The following is a 21324-nucleotide window of genomic DNA, read 5'->3' as shown; positions in this document are numbered from 1 at the left end:
GCTACTTTGTCAAGAAATCTTGATGAACTCTGGGCACAATAGGTATCAAACTCATGGACAGCGGTAACATTGATGCGAAGCCCCACTCGCCTTAACTTCCTCAACCAAGTCGAGCTTGATCCGGAACATGAAGAGAAATCTGTTTTTTGCGTTCCTGCTTGCCATCTTCCTTCTCCAGGGAACCGTGGCCGCGCTCGGCATTGACGCGTCTCTCTTTCCACAGCAAAGCAACGGAGTAGTCCAGGTGTCAGCTGCTCAGGACGATAGCGAAAACGCCGTTGACGTTGAGATTGCCGACGGTGCGACGGTGTCATCAACAATCGAAGAGCTTTCCGACTATGCCATCCCCGGGCAGCCGAATCCAACCACGCTGACACGTTCGACACGCTCCGCAAACTCACCTCTATTCTTCCTGTCGATTGTTCCTCTGACAGCGAAGCCGCCACCACGGGCATGATCTTCCCGTCTGCATCCTGACGAGTACGACGAACGTCGTCTGCTCGTCGTGTTCCCATTGCGCATGTTGACATGACAGGTTCGAAGCGAGCCTGAATCGTACGTTCATGTCGGAAGAAATTGAGGATAAGTCATGTTTCATTCAATCTTGATACCAGTCGACGGGTCGCCAATGTCTCTGCGGCCGATCCAACCCGCAATCGATCTCGCGAAAATGTCACGCGCCGGGATGGTCGTGCTCTCCGTGGCGGAACCTCGCCTGTACCGGGCATCGGACTACGATGCGATTCAGAGCGGCCGGGATGTCGAGCACATGCATCTTGAAGCAGCCAGGCAGACTGTCGAAAAGGTGCGCGTCCTGGCTGAAGAAGCCGGGGTCAGATGCAAGAGCGTGGTCTCGATGTCGGCATTGCCCTGCGATGAAATCCTCAGCACCGTCGAAAAGGAAAACTGCGATCTCATTGTCATGGCCACCCGAGGAAACATGGGCATCATCGACACGATCTTCAGCGAAAGCACGACGCAGGAAGTGCTGCAGAAAGCATCGGTGCCGGTATTGGTTTTTCCCTGATTGTCGATCCTGCCGAGTCATCAACCAAGGGGGCTGGAGCCGGATCGTGCAGTATGGTTTGGCTGGACCCTCATGCTGCGCGCGTTGCGTACCTCATGCATGCAAGCTCTGCAGCCCGCCGGCCGTCCAGTCTTCCCCTTGTATAAACCTGGCCTCGTTCAGGTTCGGCGAATGCCATTGCTTTAGCTGAGCCTCGGTCATGCTTTTTCTGATTGAACTTAAGCCTGGCCTAAGACTGCCGTGAGAGCATGTGCTGGAGTTCTCAACGCCTTGCGTATTCATTGCGATTCCTTACTTCTTGCGAATTGGAGAAATGCCTCATGCTGCCCGTACCTGAATTCCATGCTTGCCTGGACCGCAAAATTAACGAAGAGAATGCTTCGAAGTCCGATGCAAGTACGCTTGGTGTCAAGCGAATGCAAATGACCAGGCAAGACCGAAGCGAACAGGAGCGCAATGACCGTTATGGCCGGTTCGGAAACCGGCAGGCACGGCTCGTCGCCATGCAGATGGACTTTGGTGAAGAGGGTTGAATACCCCTTCAAACTTGCACACGCTCCACGTCTGTTACAACAAGCCCCAGCCCCAATTGCCTGCTGCAGAGCCAGGCATGAAGGGCGCGTTCAGAACGCAGACATCACCGCAGCCCGGCCAGCGTTCATGCGCTTCGCCTATCGCATGTAGCCCCAGCCAAGCCATGATCGGGGATACATGCGGGGCGATCATCTGAATCCCGGCAACGCTGACGCGCACTTGATTGTTCGGCCCCCTGCTCGTCTTCTCTTTACGCGTGCCGTACGGTGATTCCCTGTCGCTGGAAGAACCTCTTCGTTCGTTGCTCGAAGACCAGAAGCTGGCCGGACTGATCATGTGGATTCCCGGCGGTCGTTGCTGCCTTTTCGCAGCCATCACCTGCGCAGCAGCTTGGTTTCATCTCGTGGAGATGCGAGCCCTCAGATCAACCCTGACGGTAGCCAACGAACGCGTACGAGGCGCTTGCATTGTCCTTGCGCTGCTAGCGAAAGCGATGGCCAAGCACCAGATAATGAAGATAGCGCCAGACTTCATTCCACAGGAACCTTGCCTGCTTGGGCAGCGACTGGAATCGGCTGGAAGCCGTGGGCCCGGGCAGCGCATCCAGGTCGAGATCTTTGGCCATCGCCACGGCGCGCCGCAGATGCAAGGGGTCGCTGATCACCAGCACCCGGTTTGCGCCAAGGGTCTCCAGAAGTGTCTTCGCATTGACTAGGTTCTGCCACGTCGTGCGCGATGTCGTTTCCATCAGGATGGCCTCGGGCGGAACGCCGTGCCTGATGGCGAATGCACGCCCGACTTCGCCTTCGGAGAGGTAGTTCGCCTTGGGAGTGCCGCCGGTGAAAACAAGATACTTGACCTGCTTGTTTCGATATCGGTTGATCGCTTCCCGAATTCTCTCCCGGTAAACGGGCGAAGGCTTATCGCCCCACACGGCCGCACCTAGCACCACCGCAGCATCCACGGGTGCGTCGAACGAACGGCCGCCATAGCTTGCGATGTGCCATGCCAGAACGAGCAATCCGAGAAACGCTGCAAGCATGAGGTTAACCGGCAGGATGAATGGCGCATATCGCATGGTCGTGGTTCAGTCTTGGCTCGCGATGTCGAACCGGATCAAAAACCTCAGGGAGCGGCTTGAATCTGGCAAGAGGAACGCGTGCGAACGTGAGGTTCGCCCAGTACCGCAGTGCCGGCGTCTCACCGCACATCAAGTCTTTAAGGAGGCTCTTGACGAAATGGAGTCTTGGGCTGCCTTCTATGCCGCCATCTTCGACGGTGAAAACATGCCTCCGGCATACGTGGTGAGAATGGCCTCCACTGCGGGATGCCTGATCTTCCTTTCGTTGAGGATCGCGTAAAACTGCTCCTTCACCGGCCCGAGAGAACCGACCGGAACTGCGCCGCACTCCGCTTGCACTTCATGCTCGAGAACCGACAGCGCAGGAAACAAGCCGAGACCATTTCGACCGAATGTATTGAGCAAGGCGTTGTCGTCGAACTCGCCCACGACCTCCGCATGCAGATCATGCGACTCCAGCCAGTAATCGATGCGGCTTCGGATCATGTTGTTGCGGGTAGGCAGCAGCAGCGGCGCGCTATTCAGACTCTTGGGGAAGCCCGGCTTGTAACGGGCGGCAAGCGTCGGCGCGCCGTACAGGGTGACTTCGCTCTCTCCCAGCAAGTGACTAAATAGTCTCACGCTGGAATTCGCGGATGCCGGACGATCTGAGAGTACGATGTCGAGCTTGTTCAATGCCAGATCGGCAAGAAGAATATCCAGGCCATACTCATAGCAGATCGGCTTCACACGCTGCGGCATCAATATCGCCGCTTCCAGAAAACGCGAGGAAATCGACTTCGGCACGGAATCGGCGATCCCTACCGTCAGGCGCATCATGCCTTCGGTTTCCGATTCGGCAAACGCACCCATCATCTGTTCGCTGAGCGGGAAAATCTGGTCGGCATATTTCAGGGCCATCCGTCCCGCCTCGGTGATGGCCAGCCGCCGGCCCTGCGGAACGAAGAGTGCCTTGCCGAGAGACTGCTCGAGCAGGCTCAGCTGGGCACTGATGGTTTGCGCAGCGACATCCAGGCGTTCGGCAGCGCGCGTGATGCTGCCTTCCTTCGCTACGACCCAGAAGTAGTAGAAATGCCGAAAGTTCAGTGCGAGTCCGGTTGCTTTCATGATCTATATGAGGGATGAGGCATGCACCTTCCTTCGCAAAGGCAAATTCATGATTTCGTGCCCGGATCGGCATGCGCTCGTTCTGGGCGATTTGAAGAACAGAGAAGAACGCGCCACCGCCGAAGGCCTCATATCAATGGTGTTCAGTGCAGGGGCCGTACGCCGACTGCAATCCGCCTGAACCAGGAAGATCGTGCGGCGCTGTGGGCTACGCATTGTTTCTCTCAATGCCATTGATCGCATCATAAAGGAAGGAGCTTACGTTAAGCTTAAGTCAAACTTGCATCTGTCTGAATCCGCCGCACCGTCGCATTGCATGCACGACGACAAATCGCCTCGCAGACTCCAGACTGCCTTGAACACCGACCCAGGCTTGCACCGAACTTTCATCTACCTTGCATCTTTCTGAATGCAGACTGACAGAAGGCTTGCAGGCAAGCTTTATAGCGCACAAGCCGGTACATTTCGCATACCATTGCGGCATCTGGCGTAGAGTCCTGCCGGGGCTGCCGATGGCAACACAGCCCGGGGAATTACATGCACGTAATGAGAGTACGGGACGGACAGTCAACATGCAGGTATTACTAGTCGAAGACGATCGGGTACTGGCCGATGCCATTTCCCGCATCCTTACCAACAACGGCATGACCGTGACGGTAGCGACCAACGGCAACGACGGCGACGCGCTGCTGCGTCACCATGATGTGACAGTCGCGGTGCTTGACATCGGCCTGCCGGGAGCGGACGGCTTTGAAATCGTCAGGCGCATGCGCGCGCGCAACAGCGAAGTGCCGGTGCTGTTCCTGACTGCGCGCGACGGAATCGAAGACCGGGTACGCGGACTGGAACTCGGCGGCGATGATTATCTCGTCAAGCCGTTTGCCATACCGGAACTGGTCGCCCGCATTCGCGCCCTCGCGCGAAGGGTGACAAGCAAGGGCAGCGAGCTCAGCTTCAAGGGCGTGTCGCTCGATCTTGCCACCATGCGCGCTCGCGTCAACGGCGAGATCATCGAATTGTCCGCTCGGGAATGGTCGATCCTGCAGTACCTGATACAGCAGTCGGGCCGCATCGCTTCCAAGGAGCAGATACTCAACGCCATCCTTCCGCGCGGCGGCGAACTTTCGTCGAATGCGATCGAAGTCTATGTATCGCGCATCCGGCTCAAGATCGAAGGCTCCGGCGTTGCGATCCGCACCATACGCGGCTTCGGCTACATCCTGGAAGAAGCGCCGTGAACAGAAGCATCCGCGCTGGCCTGCTGATGTGGCTCATCGGACCGCTGATGGTCATCAACTTCGTCGGTGCCGTCGCCATGTACAAGCTTGCCTGGGGACCGGCCGAGGATACGCTGGACCACAATCTCGCGGAAATTGCCTACGATCTGCGCGCCATGCTGAGAGACTCGTCGGAAGGCGTGGATGTCGACCTGCCGCTGGCGGTCGAACGCGTGCTGCGCACCCGGCAGGAAGAGAACATCTTCTTCGTTGTCCGAGACGGCACGCATGTCATCGCCGGAGACAGCGACTTTCCTTCGCTCTTGCTGCCCGGCTCGGAACGGCATCCCCACGCCTACAGCGGACGGTTGCGGCGCGAAGATGTGCGCATCGTCGCAATGGAGGTTCCCCTGGAGTCGCGCACCATCCAGATTGGCGTGGCCGAAACCAAGCATGAACGCCATGCGCTGCAATCCCGCCTCCTCTCGACCCAGCTTGCACTCGCCTGCGCCGTGCTGATTGCATCGGCACTGGCCATCTGGTTCGCGGTCAGGAAGGAACTGTTGCCCTTGCGGACGATGCAGGCCGAACTCGATGCCCGCAGGCCGCGCGAACTCGACCTCGTCAGCGAAAAGGTGCCGCGCGAGCTGGCTTCTCTGGCCAGGGCGATCAATGGACTGCTGCTGCGCGTCGAGGAGGATGGAAAGGCGCGCCACAGCTTCCTTGCCAACGTGGCGCATCAGCTGCGCACGCCGCTCGCCGGCCTGAAAGCCCAGCTATCGCTGCTGAGAGACAAGCAGGAGGGCAACAATGACACCGTACCCATCGTCGACCTGGTCCTGAACACGACCGAACGAATGATCAGGCAGACCAATCAGCTGCTCGCGCTGGCCCGGGCCGAACCGACGCTCAGGGCCGCGAAGCAGATGCACCCGCTTCAGCTGGATGCGCTGATCAGCGAAGCGGTGCGCGATTTCGTATGGGCGGCGGACCAGAAGCACATCGACATCGGCTTCGAACTCGAGCCATGCCGGGTAATGGGAGATGCTTTCCTGCTGCGGGACATGATCGACAATATCGTCGACAATGCAGTGCGCTACACGCCATCGGGCGGAAGCGTGACGGTCCGCTGCGGGATGAGCGGCGACCGCGCGCAGCTGACCGTCGAAGACAGCGGCCCGGGGATACCAGTGACCGAGCGCGACAATATCTTCAGCCGCTTCTACCGGCTGGACACGGCCACGCCGGGCAGCGGGCTCGGGCTTGCGATCGTGCGTGATATTGCGACCACGCATAACGCGATGGTCCGCGTGACCGATGCACGCCACAGCACCGGAGCGCTGTTCCTGATTCAGTTTCCTCCAGTCGATATGTGGAACCCGATGCAGTCCCAGCTGCCGCTGACACCATCTGCGGGATAGCGACCTTCCCGACCTCCCGGTGGATCAGGCTACTTGATGCGTCCTCACGCACGACGCGCCGGCCGTACACGTGTTTGCCATCGGGTGCGAACAATTCAAGAACACGGGAAGGCTCAAACCATGCCATGCCAAACGAGATTGTGTCTTTTTCCGCCTGCCGGCATTGCGCTCGTCATCCATCGCCCCGCTATGGACTCCTGAGTTGCGAGCTCGGCCTTGCCGGTCGAAAAAACCATCGAGCTCATTCGGCATGTCATGACTTGGGATTGGTAATGGCTCCGTGTGCTGCCGAACAGCTTGCACGGGCGTTTCCGTACAAGAGCCAAAGCACGAGAACGTTACAAAAAACCGGCATCCCGGTAATGTTTTTCACAAATGAGAATTATTCTCATTTATAATGCAGCTCATCGATCTTGAGCCTGCGATCAGCCGCAACAGCCGTCGCGCCATTGTTCACCATGGAGCCCGTCTATGTGCAATTCCTCGACCACGCCTTTATCTCACCTCGCTGCCGCTATCACCCCTGAAAAATCGGTCGGTTCCGCCCGGCGCCGGCTGTGGGATTTGAGTTCGCATTGTCATTGCCCCGTGATTGGCGTGTGCTTGTCGCCGGGAGCGCTGCGCAAGGTGCTGACCAAGTTTCTCGACAGCCGCAGCACACTAAACGATTATGAAGCGCATACCGGAGCGGTCTCGGCCTGCATATCCCGCAACCCGGTCTCGAATGCCCTGCAGCGCGAACTCGATCAGCGCCATGCCTTGATCATCCGGCAATTCCGTAATCTGAAATCCGCGGAGGAACTGGAACATCATTGGAACGAATCGCTGCACTCAGGCGATATCGCCGGGGCATTCTGGGCTGGGCTGACCCACGGCCATTGCAACCCTGCACTGGAAGAACAGATGTGCCGCGACATCCACATGCTGCAGCACCAGGCCGGCGCCGAGATGCGTGACACGCGCAATCGCTTTGCCTTGCTGAGGAAGGAAAACGCTGCGCTGAGCGAAGAACTGCAGCGCGCCCAGGACAAGGCCAGACGCATGCAGACCGAAAAGGCCGAGAAGCTGGAATGGCTGGAAACGGCGCTGATGCGCACGCGGGCCGACTGCATCGCCAAGGACACGGTCATTGCCAGCCTGCAGGCCGAACTGGAGGAACTGCGGCAATCCGTACCCGACCTGCCGAGTCGCCTGCAGCTGCGCGAGCAAAATGCCCGCCTGCAGGACCGGATAGCATTGCTGGAACGCCAGAACGGGCTCTTCAGGGCCGCCGGCGCAAGCATTCCGGCCGCAACCGCGCCATTGAGGCCGCTTTCTCAATCAGAGGGTAGAGCTTCAGCGCCAACGGGCGCCATGCCCGTGCCGCACCCCGTTCCTGCCGATACCGCGCGGGTGTCCTTCGAGCACAAGATGGTGCTGTGCGTCGGAGGCCGGGACGGCAACATTGCCGCCTACCGCCGGCTGATCGAGCATGTAGGCGGCCAATTCGCGCATCACGACGGCGGACGGCAAGACAATCTCAAGCAGCTCGACAACAGCCTTGCGGCGGCCGACCTTGTCATCTGCCAGACAGGCTGCATCAGCCACAATGCCTACTGGCGGGTGAAGGAGCACTGCAAGCGCACGGGCACCCGCTGCATGTTTGTCGAAAATCCCAGCCTCTCCAGCCTGTCGAAGGGTATTGAAGCCTTGTCCGCACTGCCGGAACCCGGCATGCAGGAAAATTAGTCAGTCCTCTGTTGAGCTAGCCCTTTAGTTTTGCATAGCAAAACAGCGTTCCAAAATCATTGACGCAGTCACCTTGTTCCGCTAGCGTTTAGCATCGGCTGTCCTTGCGATGCAAACACCAACAACAAGACGAACAAGGAGACAACATCATGCGCTGGAAGAACCGTCCGCCGGGTTCCAACTGGGGCGATTTCGGCCCTGACGATCAGCTCGGCCGCGTCAATTTCATCGGCCGCGAGCAGGTGCTCAAAGGCGCAGCCGAGGTCCGCGAGGGCCGCAGCTTCTGCCTGTCATTGCCGCTCGATCTGCCGGGCGGAAATGCGCTCAATCCGCGCCGCCATCCGCCGCGCCTGGAGCCGACCTATCGCGATGACGGCAAGCCGGTGCTCAACTTTCCGATGGTGCGCGTCGACCAGGACAGCGTCGACGTCATTTCCGACGACCAGGTCCGCATTACCTTGCAGTACTCGACGCAGTGGGATTCGCTGGCTCATGTCGGCGCCTGTTTCGACGCCGACGGCGACGGCAGCGAAGAGATCGTCTACTACAACGGCTTTCGCGCCGGGCAGGACATCAAGGGGCCGCTGGAGTACGGCCCGCAAGGCGAGGAAAGTCTCTGCGGCTGCGACGGCCCGCATGTGTCGCATGCGGAAGCGCTCGGCATCGAAAACATGGCGGCGCACGGCATGCAGGGGCGCGGCGTGCTGGTCGATCTTGCGCGGCACTTCGGCGACGAGCGCAAGCTGATCGGCTACGACGAATTGCAGGCCGTCATGCAGGCCGATGACGTCAGGGTCGAGGCCGGCGACATGCTGGTGCTGCGCACCGGCTTTGCCGAAGCGGTGGTGCGCATGGGCGGCAACCCCGATCCCAAGGTTCTGCACCATAGCTGCAGCGTGCTCAACGGGCGCGATACCCGGCTCCTGGAATGGATCAGCGAGTCGGGCATCGCCGCGCTGTGCGCCGACAATTATGCGGTGGAAGCCTATCCTGCGCCCGACCTGCAAGGTCGAAAATCCATCCTGCCCCTGCATCATCACTGCCTGTTCAAGCTGGGTATTCCCCTCGGCGAACTCTGGTATCTGCGCGACCTCGCGGACTTCCTGCATGCGCACAAGCGCAGCCGCTTCATGCTGACCGCTCCGCCCCTGCGGCTGCCGGGCGCGGTCGGATCGCCGGTGACACCGATCGCCACCGTTTGAGCAACCAGCACCGAAGCATCAATTCTTCAGCCTTCCATTTCATTGCAGTACAACAACAAGAACAGACAAGGAGACACGTATGCATAAGACAATGATCGCCTCAATTGCCGCCCTGCTGTTCCCGATGGCGGCACATGCTCAGCAGAACGCCATTTCCGACGACGCCGTGCGTATCGGCTTGCTGCTCGACATGACCAGCCTGTATGCCGACATCACCGGCACCGGGAGCGTGGCTGCGGCGCAGATGGCCATCGACGATTTCGGCGGCAAGGTGCTCGGCAAGCCGGTGCAGCTGGTCTATGCGGACCATCAGAACAAGGCCGACATCGCGGCCAACAAGGCGCGCGAATGGTTCGACCGCGACAAGGTGGACGCCATCCTCGACGTCGCAGCCTCGGGCCCTGCACTGGCGGTGGCGCCGATCGCGAAGGAGAAGAACCGCATCGCCGTCTTCAGCGGCCCAGGCTCGGTGCGCCTGACCAATGACGCCTGCACGCCGGTCACGGTGCATTACGCCTATGACACTTATGCGCTGGCCAACTCCACCGCCCGGGCCGTGGTCGCCAACGGCGGCGATTCCTGGTTCTTCCTGACCGCCGATTACACCTTCGGCTCCACGCTGGAAAAGGATGCGACCGATGTCATCAATGCCAGCGGCGGCAAGGTGCTGGGCGCGGTACGGCATCCGCTCAATGCTTCCGATTTCTCGTCCTTCCTGCTGCGCGCGCAATCATCCGGCGCCAAGGTGGTCGGATTGGCCAATGCCGGCGGCGATACCATCAATGCCGTCAAGGGCGCGCATGAATTCCAGCTGACCGCCGGCGGCAAGCAGAAGCTGGCCGGGTTGCTGGTCTACATCAATGACGTGCACACGCTCGGGCTGGACGCCGCGCAGGGCATGCTGCTGACCACCGCGTTCTACTGGGACCGCGACGATGAAACCCGCAAATGGGCGCGCCGCTTCTTCGAGAAAACCAAGAAGATGCCCAACATGAGCCAGGCCGGACTGTATTCCTCGGTCATGCATTACCTCAAGGCAGTCCAGGCGGCGCGCACCGATGAAACCGGTGCCGTCATGGCGCGCATGAAAGAGACGCCGATCAACGATTTCTTCGCGAAGAACGGCCGCATCCGCGAAGACGGCCGCATGGTGCATGACATGTATCTGTTCGAGGTGAAGAAAAAATCCGAATCGAAATATCCCTGGGATTACTACAAGCAAGTGGCGGTGGTTCCCGCGGACAAGGCTTTCCAGCCGCTGTCCGCATCGACCTGCCCGCTTGTGAAGAAATGAGCATCAAAACGGCGAGGCAAAGAATCCCCTGCCATAAGCCTTGTCTAAATCATCATTACCATTTCAAACTCCGAAACGAAAGCTGAAGCAAGCATGAACATCGAAATCAAACGCCGCCGACTTTGCCGCCTCATGGGCTCCGCCCTTGCCGCCGCCAGTGTGGCTGGCGCGCTGTCCTTCGCCGGCGTGTCCGCCGCGTATGCCCAGAACTATCCGACCAAGCCGATCACCATCGTCGTTCCGTTTGCGCCCGGCGGCGCTACCGATATCCTGGCGCGCGCCGTCGGCGCAGAGCTGACCAAGTCGCTCGGCCAGCAGGTCATCATCGACAACCGTCCGGGCGCGGGCGGCAATGTCGGCACGCAGATCGTGTCGCGCGCCGCGCCCGACGGCTATACGCTGCTCATGGGCACCGTGGGCACGCACGGCATCAACCAGTCGCTGTATCCGAAGCTGCCCTACGATCCGATCAAGGATTTCGCGCCGGTCACGCTGGTGGCGTCGGTGCCTAACGTACTGGTGGTGAATACCGCATTTGCCGAAAAGAACAAGATCACCGACGTGAAGAGTTTCGTCGATCATGCCAAGGCCAATCCCGGCAGGCTGAACATGGCATCGGCCGGCAACGGCACCTCCATCCATCTCGCGGGAGAACTGTTCAAGACCATGACCAAGACCTTCATGGTGCATATCCCGTACCGCGGCTCGTCGCCGGCCATGACCGACCTGATCGGCGGCCAGGCAGACCTGATGTTCGACAATCTGCCTTCGGCAATGGGTCATATCAAATCGGGCAAGTTGATTCCCCTCGGCGTGACCAGCAGCAAGCCGTCCACCGCGCTTCCGCAGGTGCCGACGATCGCCTCGACCGGCGGTGCTCTGACCGGATACGAAGCCAGTTCCTGGTTCGGCATCCTCGCCCCGGCGGGCACGCCGAAGGAAATCGTGACGCGTCTGCAGCAGGAGATCAGCAAGTCGCTGGCATCGCCGGCGGTCAAGGAAAAGCTGATTGCGCAGGGCGCGGAGCCGGTAGGCAATACGCCGGAGCAGTTCCTGGCGCACATTCAGGCCGAAACCAAGAAGTGGGCGAAAGTTGTCAAGGACTCCGGAGCGAAGGTCGACTGATTCGCGTCCATGACGCGCAAAGCCCGGCGGCCTGCATGGGGCCGCCGGGCTTTTTTGTTTTTAAAAAGCGCGCATGTCAGGGTACTGTCAGGCAATCCTCAGTGCCCGGTCAGGATCGGGGCGCATTCTCAAGTCTCCACACAACATGATACGGAGACCAGCATGTCCGCCACACCCTCAACCGTCGCTTCCGGCAACAAGAAATGGGCCGATATGGCCATGAACGACCGGATCATCTTTGTCGCCAAGATTTGCATCATGGTTTGCAGCGGCGGCTTCATCTTCGCCAACATTCTTGCAGACGACATTCCGGCACAGGAAAGCGCCGGCAAGTCCGAGTAACTGCCGAAAACGAACACCCGCTGCGCTTCAATCCATGCGCAGCGGGCGCCCTCTTCCCGTCATTCAGCGGTGATGTTCGCCGCCTTCACGAACTTGCCCCAGCTCTGCAGTTCCCTGGCAGTGAATTCGCCAAGCTGCTGCGGATTCATGTAGACCGCATACGCACCCTGCTCTTCAGCCTTGCGCTTGAATTCCTCGGTCTTCATGATCTTTGCAATCTCGCCAGTGAGTTTGTCGATTACCGGCTTCGGCGTGCCGGCCGGCGCATAGACGGCGAACCAGGACGATGCATCGAGCTTCTCGAAGCCTTTGATCTTCGACGTGGTCGGAACATCGGGCAGGCTGGGCAGCGACACATTGCCCGTTACCGCGAGTGCGCGCATCTTGCCTGCCTTGATGTGGGCCAGGAGCGGCGGCGCGGTGGTGAAGGTCATGTCGACATTGCCGCCGAGCAGATCGGTGACAGCCGGACCGGTGCCCTTGTACGGCACGTGGGTCATTTCCACGCCTCCAAGCTGGCGAATCATTTCTCCCGTCACATGCTGCAGCGAACCGTTGCCGGAAGAAGCGTAATTGAGCTTGCCGGAATGGGCCTTCGCGTAGCTGACGAGATCGGCGAACGACTTGACCGGCAGATCGGGCCGCACCACGATCACCTGCGGCGCAACGATCAGGTTGGCCACCGGGGCAAAGTCCTTGATCGGGTCGAACTGCGACTTGATCAGATGCGGTGTGATGACCTGGAAGCCGGAATACTGCACCAGCAGCGTGTAGCCATCCGGCGCGGCACGCTTGACGGCCGAAGCTGCGATGGCGCCTGAACCGCCTGGTCGGTTCTCTACCACCACCGGCTTGCCCAGCGCCTTGGCGAGCGGCTCGGCGATCATGCGCGCAGCGAGGTCGGTGGTGCCGCCGGGCGCGGCGGAGGCGATCAGGGTGACGGTTTGCGATGGATAGGCCCCTTGCGCGTAGGCGCCGCTCGCAGCTGCGCACAGCAGCGCGGCGAGGAAGGTGCGGGACATCAAAGTGGCAGTAGGTTTCATGGTATCTCCTTGGTTATTCTAAGACTGATATTAATTGCACTCTTGAGTATGCAAAGTCGAAGGATTCCCTCCCCTTCAAGGGGAGGGAGTGTCCGTGTGTGTCATCAACATGAGGCGGATGACATTGCATTGCCGATCTATCTAATAAAAACGACTCAGGTCTCCGTGAGCGGCTTGGCATGCAAATCACCAACCTTGCCCGCACGAATGATCTGCCCCGGCACCTCATGCCCGACCACCGCAGGCAAATCCCGGGCAATGCCCAGCAACAGGTCAAGATCAATGCCGGTATCAACTCCGCAGCATTCCAGCATATGCACCATGTCCTCGGTGCAGATGTTCCCGGTGGCGCCGGGAGCGAACGGACAGCCGCCGATGCCGCCGAGCGAGGCATCGAAGCTGTCTGCCCCTGCTTCCAGACCGGCGATGACATTGGCCAGCCCCATGCCGCGCGTGTTATGGAAGTGCAGCGTCAGGGGCACTTGCGGATAGCGCCGGAAGAATTCCCGGCACAGTTCTCCAACCTGCCGCGGCGATGCCATGCCGGTGGTATCGGCCAGCGTAATGCTGTGCATTCCCATTTCCAGGTAGCGCGCCACCACGTCCATCACCTTCTGCACCGGCTGATCGCCTTCGAACGGGCAGCCGAAAGCCGTGGCCGCGCAGCCGTTGACATGCGTTGCCGTGCCTTCCGCCAGCGCCATCACGCGCCGGAACTGCGCAAGCGACATGTCCTGCGTCATGCGCATGTTGGCGACGTTGTGGGTTTCGCCGACCGACATCACGAGGTTGATTTCATCGACCCGGCACTCGAGCGCGCGCTCGGCGCCGCGTTCATTCGGCACCAGCGCCGCATAGACCACGCCGGGATCGCGCCGGATGCCCTGCATGACTTCCTGCGCATCGCGCAGGTTGGGGATCGCCTTCGGCGATACGAAGGACGTGACTTCGATCTTCGCCAGTCCGGTCTGCGACAGGCGGTCGATGAGGCGTATCTTTGCCTCGGTGGGAATGAACTCCGGTTCGCTCTGGAAACCGTCGCGAACGGAAACCTCATTGATCATCACGCGGCGAGGCGCGTCAGAAAACAGCATGGTCGTTCCTTGTATGGTTTATCTTCTGAAGACCGGAATCAGGTCGCAACTAAACGATGCCTCGCGCGCGCAGGTCCTGAATCCTTTCGCCGGTAAAACCAAGACCGGCCAGCAGCGCATCGGTATGTTCACCGAGCGCAGGCCCCAGCCATTTCGTCTCGCCGGGCGTTTCGCTCAGCTTGGGCACGATGCCCGGCATCTCGATCGGCTTGCCGTCCGGCAGCGTGCAGGACTCGATCATGCCGCGCTCCCGGTAATGCGGGTCGGCATGAATGTCGGCGGCGGTATAGATCCGCCCGCTCGGGACAGCAGCGGCTTCAAGCACTTCGAGCACTTCCTCGAGGCCGTGCTTGAGCGTCCAGTCGGTGATCGCATGGTCGATCAGCGTGTTGTGTTCGACCCGCCCGTCATTGCGCGCAAGGCGCGGGTCCTCGGCCAGGTCCTTGCGTCCTATTGCCTGCATCAGGCGCCTGAAGATGCTGTCGCTGTTGCCGGCGATGATCACGTAGCGGCCGTCCTTGCACGGATAGGTATTGGAAGGCGATATGCCGGGCAGGCTGGCCCCCGAGCGCTCGCGGATGTAGCCCATGCCGGAAAACTCCGGAATCAGGCTTTCCATCACGCCGAACACCGCTTCATACAGCGCGATATCGACGAACTGCCCCTTGCCGCCGTTCACCTTCAGGTGATGCATGGCCAGCAGCGCGCCGATCACGCCGTACAGCGAGGCAAGCGTATCGCCGATGCTGACCCCGACTCGCACCGGAGGCCGGTCCGGATAGCCGGCGAGATAGCGCAGGCCGCCCATGGATTCGGCGATCGCGGCAAAACCGGGGCGGTCGCGGTACGGGCCCGTCTGTCCGTAGCCCGACACCCGCACCATGATCAAGGCGGGATTGACTTCCTTCAGCTGCTCCCAGCCCAGCCCCCAGGATTCGAGCGTGCCGGGCCGGAAATTCTCGATCACGATATCGGCATCCTTCACCAGGTCGCGAACGATCTGCTGGCCTTCAGGCGACTTCAGATTGACGGTGATGGATTTCTTGTTGCGGCTCTGGGAGTACCACCAGAGCGAGGTACCGTTGTGCAGCTTGCGCCAGCTGCGCAGCGGATCGCCGTCGCCCGGCGTCTCCACCTTGATCACTTCCGCGCCGAACTGCGCGAGCAGTCCGCCGGCATAGGGGCCCGCGATCAGCGTGCCCAGCTCGATCACCCGGATGCCTTGCAGCGGGGGTGATTTGTCATTCGTCGTCATGGATGCATGTCTCCAGCTTGCGTGCCTGTCGATTTGCCGCAGCGCCGGACACTTCGGTTCCGGCATCGGCGCGCAGGAGGGATGATGCATCGCGGGAGGATCGCCGTAAATTACCGTTTCGCGAACCTGCCATCGCAAAATGCGATGGCAAAACCACTACTGCTGTTCCGGGCGTTTCAAGTGATTGACCAGCAGTTTGGCAGCTACCGGCAGCGCATCGAAGGAACGCACGCCGATCTTGAGCTGGCGCCTTGCCCAGGGTTCGTCCAGAGACACGACGCGGATGCCGACGCCCTTCGAGAAGCGCCTGGCCACCTCGCGCGGCAGGATCCCGATGCCGAGCCCCGCTTCCACCATGACGCACAAGGCGTCGAAACTCGTGACCTGCATGGCCATGCGAATGCTTTTCTCCTGCTCGGCCGCCATGCGGATCAGCTGGAAATTGATGGCGCTGCCGGTATGCAGGCCGACATAAGGAAAGTCGAGGGTCTCCCGAAAGCTGACCGAACGGCGCTTGGCCAGTGCATGCTTCTCCGGCGTAATGACGACGAGTTCGTCGACATGATAGGGAAAGGTTTCCAGCTCCTGCCCATGGGGCACGACGGTATAAATGCCAATGTCGGCCGCATTCTCCGCCACCGCCTTGATGATGTTGGTGCTGATGTTTTCCTGCAGGTGAACCTGGACCTGCTCATGCTCGGACAGGAAGCTGCGGATCTCGAACGGCAGAAACTGGATAATGGCGGAGATGTTGGCCATGACGCGCACATGCCCGCGCACGCCGCTGGCATACTCGCGCATCTGCACGTAAATCTCGTCGATTTCATGCAGGACGCCGCGCGCAAGGTTGGCCAGCGCGATGCCGGCAGCGGTCGCTTCCACGCCCTTGTTGGTGCGCGCCAGCAGCTGCGTCTTGAGGGCGTCCTCGAGGTCGCTGATGCGGCGGCTCACGGCAGACGCGGCGATATGCTCGCGGGAGGCGGCAGCGGCAATCGAGCCTTGCTCGACGATATGCACAAAGAGCCGCAGGGAGATGGGATCGAGTTTGGACATGGCAGAAGTATCCGGAAGGAAGTAACATGCATTGCGCGCAGGCATTGTAGCCTGCGGTCTGTTCCGGTGTATGCCCCGGCTTTGCTCAAGCTTGCATGCATTGGACGCAACCAGTACGAATTTTTTCTGTCTGCAACAGTAAACAAAGCACAAGTGCAGAATGCGGAGAGTCTGCGTAGAGTTTAAGAAGGAGCGACATGAACGAAAGGATGGCAAGGAATGTGGTGTTGATGTCGGCGATCGAGAACGCGGATCAGGAGCGCCGCATTCTTTCCGACGAAGACCGGATGTATGCCAGCCGCAGCGCCAACGAGCTTGCCCAATGGGAGCTGGCCGACAAGGCGCCCGAGCGCCGCGGCGCCGATGCGCACGCCGAGCTGTTCCTGGCCAAGCGGGCCGAGCAGGTGCTGAAAAAGGTCGCCGACCGCCATCCGGCTTTCGCCCGATTCAACGCCCTTCCCGGCGGCTGGAGGCTGCTCGGCATCGGACTTCCGCTGGCTGCGCTGGTCATCGGCTTCGCTGCCGATCGCATCGCCGACCCGCATCGCGTCGATCTTCTTTCGCCGCCGCTGCTGTTTATCCTGGGATGGAACCTGCTGGTCTATCTCGGCCTTCTGCTCTGGCCGCTGGCGGGCAGGCGGCAGACGGCTTCGCGCGGATGGCTCTCCCGTTACTCCACCGGACGGCTGGCCGCGCCGCGCAAGCTGCCGCAGCCGCTCGCCACGGCGCTCGGCCGCTTCGGAGACGAATGGATCAGGCTGAGCATGCCGCTGAATGCGGCCCGATTCAAGCGCATCATGCACCTGGCTGCAGCCTGCCTTGCCGCGGGAGCGATCCTGTCGCTGTATGCGCGCGGCCTGACCTCCGAATACCGGGCAGGATGGGAAAGCACCTTCCTCGACGCATCGCAGGTGCATGCGATCCTGAGTTATCTCTTTGCCCCGGCGACGATGCTGCTCGGCATCCAGGGATTCACGCTGGCCGATGTCAGCGCCCTGCAGACGCCGCAGTATGCATCCGCGGCCGGCGGCGCGCGCTGGGTTCATCTATACGCGGCGACGCTGCTGCTGTTCGTCGTCCTGCCTCGGCTCCTGCTTGCGCTCATTGCCGGATGGAAGGCCGGCAGCCTGGCGAAGCGTTTTCCCATCGATCTCGGCCAACCCTATTTCCGCAGGCTGACCGCACATCTCGGCCGCAGCGAAGCATCGATTCTTCGCATCTTCCCCTACAGCTTCACCGTCGATGAAACCCGTGACCGCAACCTTGCCGCCATTGCGCAGATGCTCATCGGCGAACAGAGCCGCGTGATGCTCAGACCGTCCACCCCCTACGGCGAACTGCCGCAGGATATCGCCGCCGACAAGGACATTGCGCTGACCGCAGCGCTGTTCAACATGAACGCCACCCCCGAAAAGGAAAACCACGGCGCGTTCCTCGCGGAACTTGCACGTTCGAGGCCGCATGCCTCCGCGCCCTTCTTCGCGCTCATCGACGAATCGGCCTACATGGAAAGAATCGGCGGCCAGGCAGGCGGCGAACAGCGCCTCAGGGAGCGCGCCGCGCTGTGGATGCAGTTCTGCGAAATGCACAAGGTGCAAGCCATTGTCGTCAATCTCCTCAACCCTCAGTCGCGCGCGGACGATATCGAGCGCGGCCTCGCCACCCTCGCACGCGCACAATGAACGACGCTTCTCCTCGCATTCAGCTCGCACTCATCTCCCACACCAATGCGGGCAAGACAACGCTGGCCAGAACGCTGGTCGGTCTCGATATCGGCGAGGTGCGCGATGCGCCGCATGTCACCGCGATCTCCGAGGCGCACACGCTGCTCGCCGCACCGACTGGAGAAGAACTCCGTCTGTGGGATACGCCGGGCTTCGGCGATTCGGTGCGGCTGCTCAAGCGGCTGAGCATGGCCGACAATCCGATCGGCTGGTTCCTGCGCGAGATCATCGACCGTTACCGCGACCGCCCTTTCTGGCTGAGCCAGCAGGCGATGCGCACCGCCCGCGACGAAGCCGATATCGTGCTCTACCTCGTGAACTCTTCCGAGAATCCGCGCGATACCGGTTATCTCGTGCCGGAAATGAAGATTTTGCAATGGCTGGGCAAGCCGGTGATCGTCCTGTTGAACCAGATGGGCCGTCCGCGCCCGTTCTCCGAGGAGGAAAGCGAGCAGAAGCGCTGGAAGGACTATCTCGCAGAGTATCCCGTGGTGCGCAAGGTGCTGGCCCTGGATGCCTTCGCACGCTGCTGGGTGCACGAGCGGGTGTTTTATGAAGGGCTCGGCGAGTTGCTTCCCGCCGAACGCAAGGATGCCTATGAACATCTGCTTCAGGCATGGGAACAGGAAAACGAAAACCGCCTGCATGCGGCGATGAAGGTGCTCGCCGATCAACTGGCCTCGGCTGCGCGTGACAGCGAAGCGGTCGAGATGTCGGGCAATGCCACCTTCGGGTCCCTGCTCAAGATGATAGGCATGGGCAAGCAGCGGGAGAACCTGCGCGTGAACAAGGCGATGAATGCGCTGATGAAACGCCTGAACGACAGCACCCATGACGCCACCATCGAACTGCTGAAGCTGCACCGTCTCGATGCAGGCGCGGCATCGACCATCAATGAGCGGGTCAGCAAGAACGTGGTCGTGCGCGCGCCGGTGGATACGCGGCAGGCGGGACTGCTCGGCGCATTGATCTCGGGCGCCACCACGGGCGTGTCGGCAGACCTGATGGCCGGCGGCCTGACCTTCGGCGCGGGCGCGCTGGTCGGCGCACTGGTGGGTGCCCTGACTTTCACCGGCGCGGCATGGACCTTCAACGCCACGACCGACCGCAACGAACCCAAGGTGCAGTTCTCCGATGAATTCATGCGCACGCTGGTGTCCGGTGCGCTGCTGCGCTATCTGGCGGTGTCGCATTTCGGCCGGGGCCGCGGCAATTTCACCGAAGACGAGGCGCCCGCATTCTGGGCCAGCGAGGTGGAAGCGGCCGTTACGGAAAACGAGAATGCACTTGCCAATACGTGGCGCGCGGCCCGCTCTCAGGATACGGCGGCGCAGGCCGGCGGCACGCTCGTCTCCCTGCTGGAGGCGATGATGCTGCGTATTCTCGACAAGCTGTATCCTCACCAGATCGCGCCGCGCCTCATGCAAAACCGCACCGCGCACGCCTGAACGCGGCAAGGCATAATTTCCCCGGGAGCCAGTTTGAAAACTGTAGCAATCAGCTTGAGTCGGGTACGAGGAGCGCACGCGTACGTGAGGTACGCCGAGCACCGCAGTACCGGAATCACGCCGCGCAGCAAGTTTTCAGGTGGACTCTAACAACAACCAGGACAAGGAGACGACATGCTGCATCCGCAAGCCAAGGCATTGCTTGATTTGATCGAACAGCGCGGCGTACCGCCGACGCATAAGCTCAGCGTCGCAGACGCCCGCAGGTTTTATCTCGAACGGCGGTTCTTCACCCAGCCCGAGCCGGCGGAGGTCGGTGAAGTGCGCGACCTTCACGCTGAAGGACCGAACGGCGCCATACCGCTGCGCATGTACAAGCCTCTGAAAGCCGGCACTGCCCCCTTGCCGGTCCTGGTGTATTTCCATGGCGGCGGCTGGGTCATCGGCGACCGCGATACGCATGATTCGCTCTGCCGTCAACTGGCCAATGCATCGCGCTGCGCGGTAGTCTCGGTGGACTACCGGCTCGGCCCCGAGCATCGCTTTCCGGGTGCGGTCGATGACTGTATCGCCGCGACCTACTGGGTCCGCCGGCAGGCGCAGGCGCTCGGGCTCGACGCCTCGCGGCTTGCCGTCGGCGGCGACAGTGCGGGCGGCAATCTCGCGGCCGTGGTGGCCATCGCCGCGCGCGACGGCCACCACGGCGAACTGCCTATCGCCTTCCAGCTGCTCATTTACCCGGCGACCGACATGCGCCGCACGGCGCCGTCGCATACCACGAACGGGCAAGGCTATCTGCTGACGCGGGACACCATCAATTACTTTCACGACCACTACATCGACGATGCCGCCCATGATCTCGACTGGCGTGCCTCGCCGCTGCTGCATCCGGACCTGAGCAGGCTGCCGCCAGCCTTCGTGCTGACTGCGGGCTACGATCCGCTGCGCGATGAAGGCTTGATGTATTCCCAGCGGCTCAGCGAAGCCGGCAGCCGTGCGACGCACATCTGCTTCGAGCGGCAGATCCACGGCTTCATCACGATGGGGCGGGTGATCGACGAAGCCAATGCCGCCGTGGAGTTATGCGCGTCGCAGCTGGGCCTGCATCTCAAGGCCGAATAGAACGCCTTGGCGGCGGCCCGCCGGACGATTTACTCGCCCGGGCTGTTCGATTTATTGGTAGTGGTGCCGGTATGTCCACCGGTGGCTGCCGGCCCGCCCGTTTCGCCGCCGGAGCTGCCGCTTCCCGAAGTGGCGGGCTTTGCCTTGTCCATGCTGGTCTTCGCATGTGAATCATGGCCCTTTGATTGCTGCGAGGATTTTTTTTGCATGGACTCTGACTGCTTGTTCTTCGAGTCCGTTGAGGAAGATGATGCCGAAGCATTGTCGGCTGCGATGGCGCTGCCTGCTGCCGTGGCAGCAAAGACAAGCACGCTTGCAATAAGAGTCGAGAAGGATTTCATGATGAGATTTGCCGTAATTGAACATTGAATACAGCTTAGTACTACAGCTGTAAGTAAGCCGAATGTTTGTTGACGTTTGCAGTCCAACTGCCAAGGTAAGGTTGGAGGGCGGATCATGGACGAAGTTGCGAAGCAGTATGTTGAATTGAGCGAAAGCTGGCTCGAA

The 21324-nt window shown here is 60.8% G+C and carries 21 protein-coding genes; 13 read left to right on the top strand and 8 right to left on the bottom strand.

Features of this window, described 5'->3' with window-relative positions:
- The first annotated feature begins 127 nt into the window (after window positions 1-127).
- The 3 genes from IGW03_RS24315 (at window position 128) to IGW03_RS24305 (ending at window position 1560) form a co-directional block, all read left to right on the top strand.
- Complete coding sequence (locus IGW03_RS24315; protein WP_194725120.1) at window positions 128-457, top strand: hypothetical protein; 330 nt, start codon at window positions 128-130, stop codon at window positions 455-457.
- A 132-nt stretch (window positions 458-589) separates the two neighbouring features.
- Complete coding sequence (locus tag IGW03_RS24310) at window positions 590-1027, top strand: universal stress protein (protein ID WP_194725119.1); 438 nt, start codon at window positions 590-592, stop codon at window positions 1025-1027.
- 320 nt (window positions 1028-1347) lie between these two features.
- Window positions 1348-1560, top strand: coding sequence for a hypothetical protein (locus IGW03_RS24305; protein ID WP_194725118.1), 213 nt, complete (start codon window positions 1348-1350; stop codon window positions 1558-1560).
- A gap of 34 nt (window positions 1561-1594) precedes the next feature.
- Here the strand turns inward: IGW03_RS24305 and IGW03_RS38295 are convergent, their stop codons facing one another.
- The 3 genes from IGW03_RS38295 to nhaR all read right to left on the bottom strand — a co-directional run bounded on the left by IGW03_RS38295 (window position 1595) and on the right by nhaR (window position 3749).
- The gene (locus IGW03_RS38295; RefSeq protein ID WP_228536031.1) at window positions 1595-1897 is read right to left on the bottom strand and encodes a hypothetical protein; all 303 of its coding nucleotides are present in this window, start codon (window positions 1895-1897) and stop codon (window positions 1595-1597) included.
- 145 nt (window positions 1898-2042) lie between these two features.
- Entirely contained in the window at window positions 2043-2603 is a 561-nt protein-coding gene (locus tag IGW03_RS24295) for a YdcF family protein (protein WP_228536029.1), read from the bottom strand.
- A 216-nt stretch (window positions 2604-2819) separates the two neighbouring features.
- On the bottom strand, window positions 2820-3749 hold the full coding sequence (gene nhaR / locus IGW03_RS24290; RefSeq protein WP_194725116.1) for a transcriptional activator NhaR: 930 nt from the start codon (window positions 3747-3749) through the stop codon (window positions 2820-2822).
- 572 nt (window positions 3750-4321) lie between these two features.
- Here nhaR and IGW03_RS24285 point away from each other — a divergent pair.
- The 7 genes from IGW03_RS24285 to IGW03_RS24255 all read left to right on the top strand — a co-directional run bounded on the left by IGW03_RS24285 (window position 4322) and on the right by IGW03_RS24255 (window position 12078).
- Complete coding sequence (locus IGW03_RS24285) at window positions 4322-4987, top strand: response regulator transcription factor (RefSeq protein WP_194725115.1); 666 nt, start codon at window positions 4322-4324, stop codon at window positions 4985-4987.
- Window positions 4984-6387 (top strand): sensor histidine kinase, encoded by a 1404-nt coding sequence (locus IGW03_RS24280; RefSeq protein ID WP_194725114.1) that lies wholly within the window; start codon window positions 4984-4986, stop codon window positions 6385-6387. The genes IGW03_RS24285 and IGW03_RS24280 overlap by 4 nt, the downstream gene beginning before the upstream one ends.
- 597 nt (window positions 6388-6984) lie before the next feature.
- Window positions 6985-8115: a DUF2325 domain-containing protein gene (locus IGW03_RS24275; protein WP_438943676.1), complete on the top strand. Its 1131-nt coding sequence runs from the start codon at window positions 6985-6987 to the stop codon at window positions 8113-8115.
- A gap of 149 nt (window positions 8116-8264) precedes the next feature.
- Window positions 8265-9317 (top strand): cyclase family protein, encoded by a 1053-nt coding sequence (locus tag IGW03_RS24270; RefSeq protein WP_194725112.1) that lies wholly within the window; start codon window positions 8265-8267, stop codon window positions 9315-9317.
- 79 nt (window positions 9318-9396) lie between these two features.
- The gene (locus IGW03_RS24265; RefSeq protein WP_194725111.1) at window positions 9397-10611 is read left to right on the top strand and encodes an ABC transporter substrate-binding protein; all 1215 of its coding nucleotides are present in this window, start codon (window positions 9397-9399) and stop codon (window positions 10609-10611) included.
- Window positions 10612-10704: 93 nt separating this feature from the next.
- Window positions 10705-11736, top strand: a complete 1032-nt coding sequence (locus IGW03_RS24260; protein WP_194725110.1) for a Bug family tripartite tricarboxylate transporter substrate binding protein — start codon at window positions 10705-10707, stop codon at window positions 11734-11736.
- A 162-nt stretch (window positions 11737-11898) separates the two neighbouring features.
- Window positions 11899-12078, top strand: a complete 180-nt coding sequence (locus tag IGW03_RS24255; protein WP_194725109.1) for a hypothetical protein — start codon at window positions 11899-11901, stop codon at window positions 12076-12078.
- Between the two features lie 59 nt (window positions 12079-12137).
- Here IGW03_RS24255 and IGW03_RS24250 read toward each other — a convergent pair whose 3' ends face one another.
- The 4 genes from IGW03_RS24250 to IGW03_RS24235 all read right to left on the bottom strand — a co-directional run bounded on the left by IGW03_RS24250 (window position 12138) and on the right by IGW03_RS24235 (window position 16523).
- Window positions 12138-13121 carry a Bug family tripartite tricarboxylate transporter substrate binding protein gene (locus tag IGW03_RS24250; protein WP_194725108.1) on the bottom strand — a complete coding sequence of 328 codons (984 nt, stop codon included), beginning with the start codon at window positions 13119-13121 and terminating at the stop codon, window positions 12138-12140.
- Window positions 13122-13276: 155 nt separating this feature from the next.
- Window positions 13277-14215: a hydroxymethylglutaryl-CoA lyase gene (locus IGW03_RS24245; protein ID WP_194725107.1), complete on the bottom strand. Its 939-nt coding sequence runs from the start codon at window positions 14213-14215 to the stop codon at window positions 13277-13279.
- 49 nt (window positions 14216-14264) lie between these two features.
- The gene (locus IGW03_RS24240; RefSeq protein WP_194725106.1) at window positions 14265-15470 is read right to left on the bottom strand and encodes a CaiB/BaiF CoA transferase family protein; all 1206 of its coding nucleotides are present in this window, start codon (window positions 15468-15470) and stop codon (window positions 14265-14267) included.
- Between the two features lie 156 nt (window positions 15471-15626).
- A complete protein-coding gene (locus IGW03_RS24235; protein ID WP_194725105.1) occupies window positions 15627-16523 on the bottom strand; it encodes a LysR family transcriptional regulator in 897 nt (298 codons plus the stop codon).
- A 197-nt stretch (window positions 16524-16720) separates the two neighbouring features.
- Here IGW03_RS24235 and IGW03_RS24230 point away from each other — a divergent pair, with 197 nt between their 5' ends.
- The 3 genes from IGW03_RS24230 (at window position 16721) to lipP1 (ending at window position 20817) form a co-directional block, all read left to right on the top strand.
- Window positions 16721-18205 (top strand): DUF2868 domain-containing protein, encoded by a 1485-nt coding sequence (locus IGW03_RS24230; protein WP_194725104.1) that lies wholly within the window; start codon window positions 16721-16723, stop codon window positions 18203-18205.
- Window positions 18202-19695, top strand: a complete 1494-nt coding sequence (locus IGW03_RS24225; protein ID WP_194725103.1) for a DUF3482 domain-containing protein — start codon at window positions 18202-18204, stop codon at window positions 19693-19695. The genes IGW03_RS24230 and IGW03_RS24225 overlap by 4 nt, the downstream gene beginning before the upstream one ends.
- Before the next feature lie 174 nt (window positions 19696-19869).
- A complete protein-coding gene (lipP1, locus tag IGW03_RS24220) occupies window positions 19870-20817 on the top strand; it encodes a LipP1 family hormone-sensitive lipase (protein ID WP_194725102.1) in 948 nt (315 codons plus the stop codon).
- 29 nt (window positions 20818-20846) lie between these two features.
- Here the strand turns inward: lipP1 and IGW03_RS38290 are convergent.
- The coding region (locus IGW03_RS38290) for a hypothetical protein (RefSeq protein ID WP_228536027.1) at window positions 20847-21324 on the bottom strand (478 nt) is incomplete at its 5' end.

Origin of the sequence: Noviherbaspirillum malthae, from assembly GCF_015352985.1 — a bacterium.
Taxonomy (GTDB): domain Bacteria; phylum Pseudomonadota; class Gammaproteobacteria; order Burkholderiales; family Burkholderiaceae_D; genus Noviherbaspirillum; species Noviherbaspirillum malthae.
Note: the sequence above shows the minus strand (reverse complement) of the source record. Positions and strands in the feature narration are given on the sequence as shown.